The sequence below is a fragment of the uncultured Chryseobacterium sp. genome, assembly GCF_913776365.1.
Classification (GTDB): domain Bacteria; phylum Bacteroidota; class Bacteroidia; order Flavobacteriales; family Weeksellaceae; genus Chryseobacterium.
Genome location: NZ_CAJYMO010000082.1, coordinates 45559 through 51828, shown reverse-complemented (window position 1 = coordinate 51828; position 6270 = coordinate 45559). Strand labels below are relative to the sequence as shown.

Here is a 6270-nt window from a genome sequence, read left to right as displayed (position 1 = left end):
AATCAAAAAGATATAAAAGAAATAATTTAAAATTTAAAAATATGAAAAAGTTAGTTTTAACGGTAGCGATGATCGGAATGGGAGGAATGGCAATGGCACAACAGACGCCGCCACAGGACAGAGAAGGAAGGAGGGCAGAGATGCACCAGAAGTTTCAGGAAAGAGAGAAAGAACATCTCGATAAAATGCAGAAGGACCTGAACCTGAATGCTTCTCAGGTAGCCCAGATCAAAGCGCTTCATGAAAAGAGGAAGGCGGAGATGAAAGCTGATTTCGACAGAAACAAAGACCAGCGCCAGGCCAGAATGCAGGAGATGAAAGCTAAAAGGGAGCGTATGGATGCCGATATGAAGCAGATCCTTACCCCTCAGCAATATGACAAATGGCAGGCGGATAGGAAAGAAAAAATGGAGAAGCACAGAATGGCGATGAAGGACAGGAAAATGAAAGGCGGGAAGATGCAGAGGCCTTTCGATGCACAGGCGCCTGCTCCTCACAGGAAGTAAACGAGATAAAGCATAAGTGTAGTTTATAATTTTTTGATTTTTTAATGTGTTAAGAAGGGCGGAACGGTGTTCCGCCCTTTTTGTATTTTCCCATTCAGGATCAGGCAGGTACTTACGGTTGCTTCAGGCTTGGTCTGAACCGAAAAACTTCAGGTCTCCGTCTTTCTTCTTCCAGCCTGTACCTGATTCTCATTCGGATCTGTTTTAATTTATATTAAAACTAAATTCAGCCGTACTTTTTGATTTCGGGGTTTTATTCCCTAATTTTGACCTAAAATTTATTACTTATGGTTAGCGAAAAAATTGCACAATTAATTAATGAGCAGATCGCCCACGAGCAGTATGCCGCACAATATTACCTTTCCATGTCCGCATGGTTCTTTGCAAAGGATCTGGACGGGATTGCCCATTATTTCAGGGTTCAGAGCAAAGAAGAGCTGATGCATGCAGATAAAATGTTCGATTACCTGAATGATGTGGGAGGTGAGATCATTGTCGGGGAAATCCCAAAACCGCCGCATGAGTTCCTTGGGGCTATCGACATTTTTGAAAAAGCACTGGAACATGAGAGAAAAGTAACGAGAAGTATTTTCAATATTGTAAAAAATGCAAACGACGAAGGGGACTTTGCTACGACTTCCTTCCTGCAGTGGTTCATCAACGAGCAGGTAGAAGAGGAGGCCAGTGCCTCGCAGCTGGTTACCAAAATCAAGATGGTAAGCGATAACCCGTCTGCCCTGTATCTTTTTGATCAGGAATTGGCACAACGGGTATTTACCCCGGATACTACTGCGTAATCCCATTTTTTAGCTCCATTAAACAGTTCGGGCGGCACCAAAGGTGCCGCCCGAACTGTTTATAAATAAATCAGCTGTGTTTTGATTACTTTCCGGCCCAGCTTTTCCAGGATTTTTTTATAATTCTCAATCTGCAATTCGTCTTTCCGGTTTTCTTCTCCGGTCTTGAAATCTACGATGATGTAGCCTTCATTGTTTTTCAGCATCCGGTCAGGACGGTAGACCCTGCTTTCCCCATTTTCAGAAAGCATAATATCCCTTTCATTGATGACTTCCCATTTACCGTCAAAAAATTCCGAATGTGCAGCAATGATGTCCTGGAGGTCCTGTTCAATCTTCCTGCTTTCCTCTATGCTGATATGGCCTTCCAGCACGTAACATTCCACTACTTTATGAACATCTTTTGCCGTATTGATCTGCGAAAGGAGCTCATGAACGAAAAGCCCGATCCGCACTTTTTCATTCCGGACCTGATAGTTTTTGGAAGGTGTTGCAATTCTGATGGAAGTGCTTTTTTCATCAATATTTTTCAGGATCCGGATATCTTTTGTCTTATAAGATGATGTTTTGTTCTTTGAATACTTCCTCAACATCTCAGGATGGGTTGCATACAGATCGTATTCGTCCAGGTTTTCCGGATTTTTAGACTGCAGGAAGTCCAGCAGTTCCAGGTTATTGGAGGTTTTATTGGCTTTCTGAATATAAAAAAAGAGCTGTTCTATCGGGCGGGTGGTGGCTACATACTGAAGACAGAGCCGGTCTACAAAATTTTTATAGGCATTCTGCTTATTGAATTGCTGGATTTCCTCATCATAGACCTCCAGGTTTTTGCTGAACTGGTTGATGTTTACGGATTTTAAAGCGGTATCCTGACTGGTTTCAAACCAATTGGTAAATTCGGCATCCCGGTTTTTGTTCATCATCGGAATGAAAACTACCGGGAATTCAAGTCCCTTGGCTTTATGGATCGTCATGATCTGTACCGCATCAATATTCTCGGAAGCCTGGATTGTATAGGCAGAAGCTTCCTCATCCCAGTATTTCAGGAACTCCTTGGTACTGGCCCCGGCATTCTGGGTAAAATTGAACAGCATTTCCATGAAGTTCAGCAGGAAATCGGTTTCTTTGTTTTCTACGGAAAATTCATTGATGTAATATTCCACAAAATTATAGAGGTTGAACCTGGGGAAGTTGTCCTGCCTCAAGGTAATCCCGTATGTATTCTGAATGAATGCCAGCGTCTGTTCATGGGATTCTATATCCAGGATTTCCTTCATTTCCAGGGTGAAATCTTCCATCCGTATCCTCCCCAGCTTATTCAGGTAATACATCATCATAATCAGGTCCGGCTTGTTTTTAGGATTGGTTTCCCATCTCAGAAATTCGATGACGGCTTTCAGGGTGTTGGACAGTTCCAGGGTCAATCCTTTGTCTGAAATGGTCTTGATATTGGTTTCTTCCCCTTTATACCGTACCTTGAGATTTCCCAGCTTCTGGGAATAGCTGAAAATATCGAAATTGCCCCGGCAAAGAATGGTGATATCGGAAAATGAAAAGCCGTTGTCCAGCACTTCCTGTATATCTTTCCGCATCCGTTCTGAAGTATCGGTATAGAAATCCTCATTGGTCAGGTTTTCGATAAGATTCACTTTTACCCTTCCTTCCTTGGACGATTTCGGGTTCTGTTCTGCATCCGCCCCGAAAATATTCTTATGCTCCTCTTCCAGGATATCGGAATGGAAACGGTACAGGTCATTGTTGAACCGGACGATGTTTTTTGCACTCCGCCAATTGTCCTTCAATACAAACAATTCTGCCTGTCTGGGTGAGATTTCTTTTTTATTGATGATATCCAGCATCAGCTTGCTCTCCCCGCCCCGGAAACGGTAAATACTTTGTTTAGGATCCCCTACCAGCGTAAAAGAGGTATTTTCGGTAGATACGGAATGGTCTCTCAACGGCAGGAAATTCTGCCACTGAAGTTCTGAGGTATCCTGGAATTCATCAAAGAAATAATGCTGGAACTGAGAGCCTACCTTTTCATAAATAAAAGCAGAAGGCTCATTCCGAAGGTTTTCATTGATAAGGATGTTGAACTTCGAAAGCAGTACCAGGTCATTTTCCTGTTCTATTTTTTTAAGTTCGTCCTGAATATCTTTGTTCACTTTCAGCGGAAGCAGGGCAGACAGTATTTTTTCTTTTTTCTGGGTTTCGATATACAACAGGATCAGCTTCATCCGGTTTTCAAGCAGCTGTTCCAGAAGGCCGAAGATTTCCGGCTCTTTGCTTTTTGATTTTGCGGAGGCTCCTTTCCGGTAATTGTTGACAACCGATTCCTCTGCGGTAGTCGGAAAAGGAAATCCGGATCTTTTCTGCTGATAAAATTCCAGGACTTTGATGAAGAATCCGCCGATGCCGTTTTTGCCCTGGGCAAAATCCTCTACTTCAATATTCCTGGACCTGAAGAGTTCAATAGATTGGGAAGCCAGTGCCACTGCCTGTTTTTTATTCAGCACGATTTCTTTGCGAAGCGTGTTCTTTATATTTTCATAATTCGCCGTATCGAAATCTTTGTTGCTCTTCAGGTGTTCGTAATGGATATCCTTTACGAATTCTTTCGCCGAGTCATACAGGCTTTTGTTCAGGTTGATCCGTTCGTTGTTTTCGAGGCTGTAATCTACATAATCCATAAACGAATCGGAAATAGCTTTGTTTTCACCGATCTGGTCCAGCATCTTATCAACAGCCTCGATCAGGAAAGGCTCCGCTTCGATTTCAAGGTTGAAATTCTTGGCCAGCCCCAGTTCATGCGAAAAGCTCCTTACCAGCCGCGAGTTAAAGCGGTCAATGGTACCGATATTCAGCGTAGAATAATTATGCAGGACGTAATCCAGCATCTTTTTGGCACGCTGGTGAAGATCGTCGATCGTAATCTTTATGCCTTCTTCCTCAAATGCGCTCTGGATATTTTTTAAATCCCCGTTACCGGCATACGTATCGGCAGAAAAGTTTCCCAGCCAGGAAAGGATTCTTTCTTTCATTTCGTTGGCGGCTTTGTTGGTAAATGTCAGAGCCAGGATATTCCGGATGGCGTGCTGCTGGTTGGGATACCGGAGGCAGATCATCAGGAGGCGCTGTACCAGGGCATACGTCTTTCCCGAGCCGGCCGAAGCATTGATCACCGTGTAAGAATTTTGCATATCGCGATAGGATTGTGAATGCAAGTTAGTTATTTTTGAGGTAAACTTTTAACAATTTGATGCCCGGATTTAACAGTTTACGGACCGGAAATCCCAAATAAATCCTAAAACGCGTTAAGTGTGGTTAAACTTATTTCTGCATCTTAAAATAGTTTTAGTTTTGTTCTGTAAAAAACAGCCAGTGAAACTTAAACTACTCTTTATTTTATTGATCACCTTTTTCATCCGGAGCCAGGCTCAGGACTATATTTTCGGGAAAACCGTTTCCGAAGAGAACAGTGAACTTCCTGAAGTCACCGTGATCAACATCAGGACGGACGAACGGGTGATGACGAACCGCGACGGCCATTTCATGATTTCCGGAAGGGCAGGCGATGAACTGCGGTTTGTAAAATCCGGATACGACCGGTCCAACCGGAAAATTACACAGGAAAATATCAGTTCTCCCATAAACATTACCCTGGTAAGGACTCCTGCACTGATTGCCGAAGTGGAAATTAAAAAAGAAATCACCGGCGATCTCAGAACAGATACCCGGAACCTGAATGCGCCGCGGAAAGTACAGAAGCTCAAGTCTGATCTTGCCCTTTATATGTCACAGAAATCTGATCCCAGAGTTTTGGCTGCAAGACCGGGAGAATTTGTCCAGCCTAAAGGACAGGGATTTGCCATTGGTAAAGCGAAGAACAAGTGGGATGACATAGACCTGACCCAATATCTCGCCTATGCCCTGGGAGAACAATATTTCACCGATCTTAAAATAGAAAAAGCAGCCATTCCCCATTTTATTTCTTATGTCCTGGCCGGAGGATTTGAAAGAGGAAAGATCCTGAAATACGGCTTCTGCAGCGATGCGGATCTGGTAAGGTTCCAAAGAGCGGTTTTAAACAGGGTTTCTTCTTACAGAGCACCTCAGACCCAACGATAAGCGGATGCTGAAATCGGTATTGCCTATGAAATCTTTAACAGGACTGTTTTTTATATTAAGCTTCAGCACCTTCTGCTCCCAGACGGTAAAAGGCACCATAACGGATGAAGACGGCGTCAGTCTTCCGGCTGTTACGGTGATCAATATCTCAGCAGACCATAAGACTTCCACAGCCATGGACGGAACTTTTTCCGTTGAAGCCTCAACCGGTGACGAGATCCGTTTTGTAAGGGCTGGTTATGAGCGGGCTGCCATAAAAGCTTCGGCAGATACGGAAGCCCGTCTGCATATTCGTTTGGTAAGGGCTGCACGGGAAATTGAAGAAGTCAGGGTTCCCGCATTTACCGGTGACCTGGGGAAGGATTCCCGGGCAGTGGCGAAAGCAGACCGGGGGAAGATGGTTCAGGATGCCGTCGGGCTTCCTCAGCCGGTTGGGAAAATGCGGGAAAGACCTGCAGAAGTAAAGCAGGTTCTGCTTCCCATACTTGTCGGCCAAGTGGATGTGCAGGGACTGTATGACCTGATCAGCGGAAAAGCAAGACGCCAGAAACGCAAGTACCGGTATGATGATCTGCAGCAGGATATTGCCTGGATCCGCAACAGGGTAGAGGATGAGTATTTCAGTAAACAGGGGATTCCTCAGCAAAGGATTTCAGAGTTCATTGAATTTTCGTTTGCCGTCAACTCCCGCATCCGGGCTTATATCCGGACAAAGAATCTGTCAGCGGCACTGATGAGAATCGATGAACAGATTCCGGTATTTGCCGGAAGGGTGAAGCAGGATGAAAAGTCCCTTAATCTGTATGACAAAGACTGATAGTGATGTGGGAGCTGATACA

5 protein-coding genes are annotated in these 6270 nt (G+C 44.2%); 4 read left to right on the top strand and 1 reads right to left on the bottom strand.

The window, feature by feature from the left end:
- The first annotated feature begins 41 nt into the window (after window positions 1–41).
- Window positions 42–506, top strand: a complete 465-nt coding sequence (locus QZ735_RS04295; protein WP_294244652.1) for a hypothetical protein — start codon at window positions 42–44, stop codon at window positions 504–506.
- A gap of 287 nt (window positions 507–793) precedes the next feature.
- Window positions 794–1303 (top strand): ferritin, encoded by a 510-nt coding sequence (locus tag QZ735_RS04290; protein ID WP_294244649.1) that lies wholly within the window; start codon window positions 794–796, stop codon window positions 1301–1303.
- Window positions 1304–1362: 59 nt separating this feature from the next.
- On the opposite strand, the gene QZ735_RS04285 is transcribed toward QZ735_RS04290, so the two are convergent.
- On the bottom strand, window positions 1363–4503 hold the full coding sequence (locus tag QZ735_RS04285) for an exodeoxyribonuclease V subunit beta (protein ID WP_294244646.1): 3141 nt from the start codon (window positions 4501–4503) through the stop codon (window positions 1363–1365).
- A gap of 181 nt (window positions 4504–4684) precedes the next feature.
- Between QZ735_RS04285 and QZ735_RS04280 the strand changes: the two genes are divergently transcribed.
- Window positions 4685–5431, top strand: coding sequence for a hypothetical protein (locus QZ735_RS04280; protein ID WP_294244643.1), 747 nt, complete (start codon window positions 4685–4687; stop codon window positions 5429–5431).
- A 25-nt stretch (window positions 5432–5456) separates the two neighbouring features.
- Window positions 5457–6248, top strand: coding sequence for a carboxypeptidase-like regulatory domain-containing protein (locus QZ735_RS04275; protein ID WP_294244640.1), 792 nt, complete (start codon window positions 5457–5459; stop codon window positions 6246–6248).
- The last annotated feature ends 22 nt before the right edge of the window (window positions 6249–6270 follow it).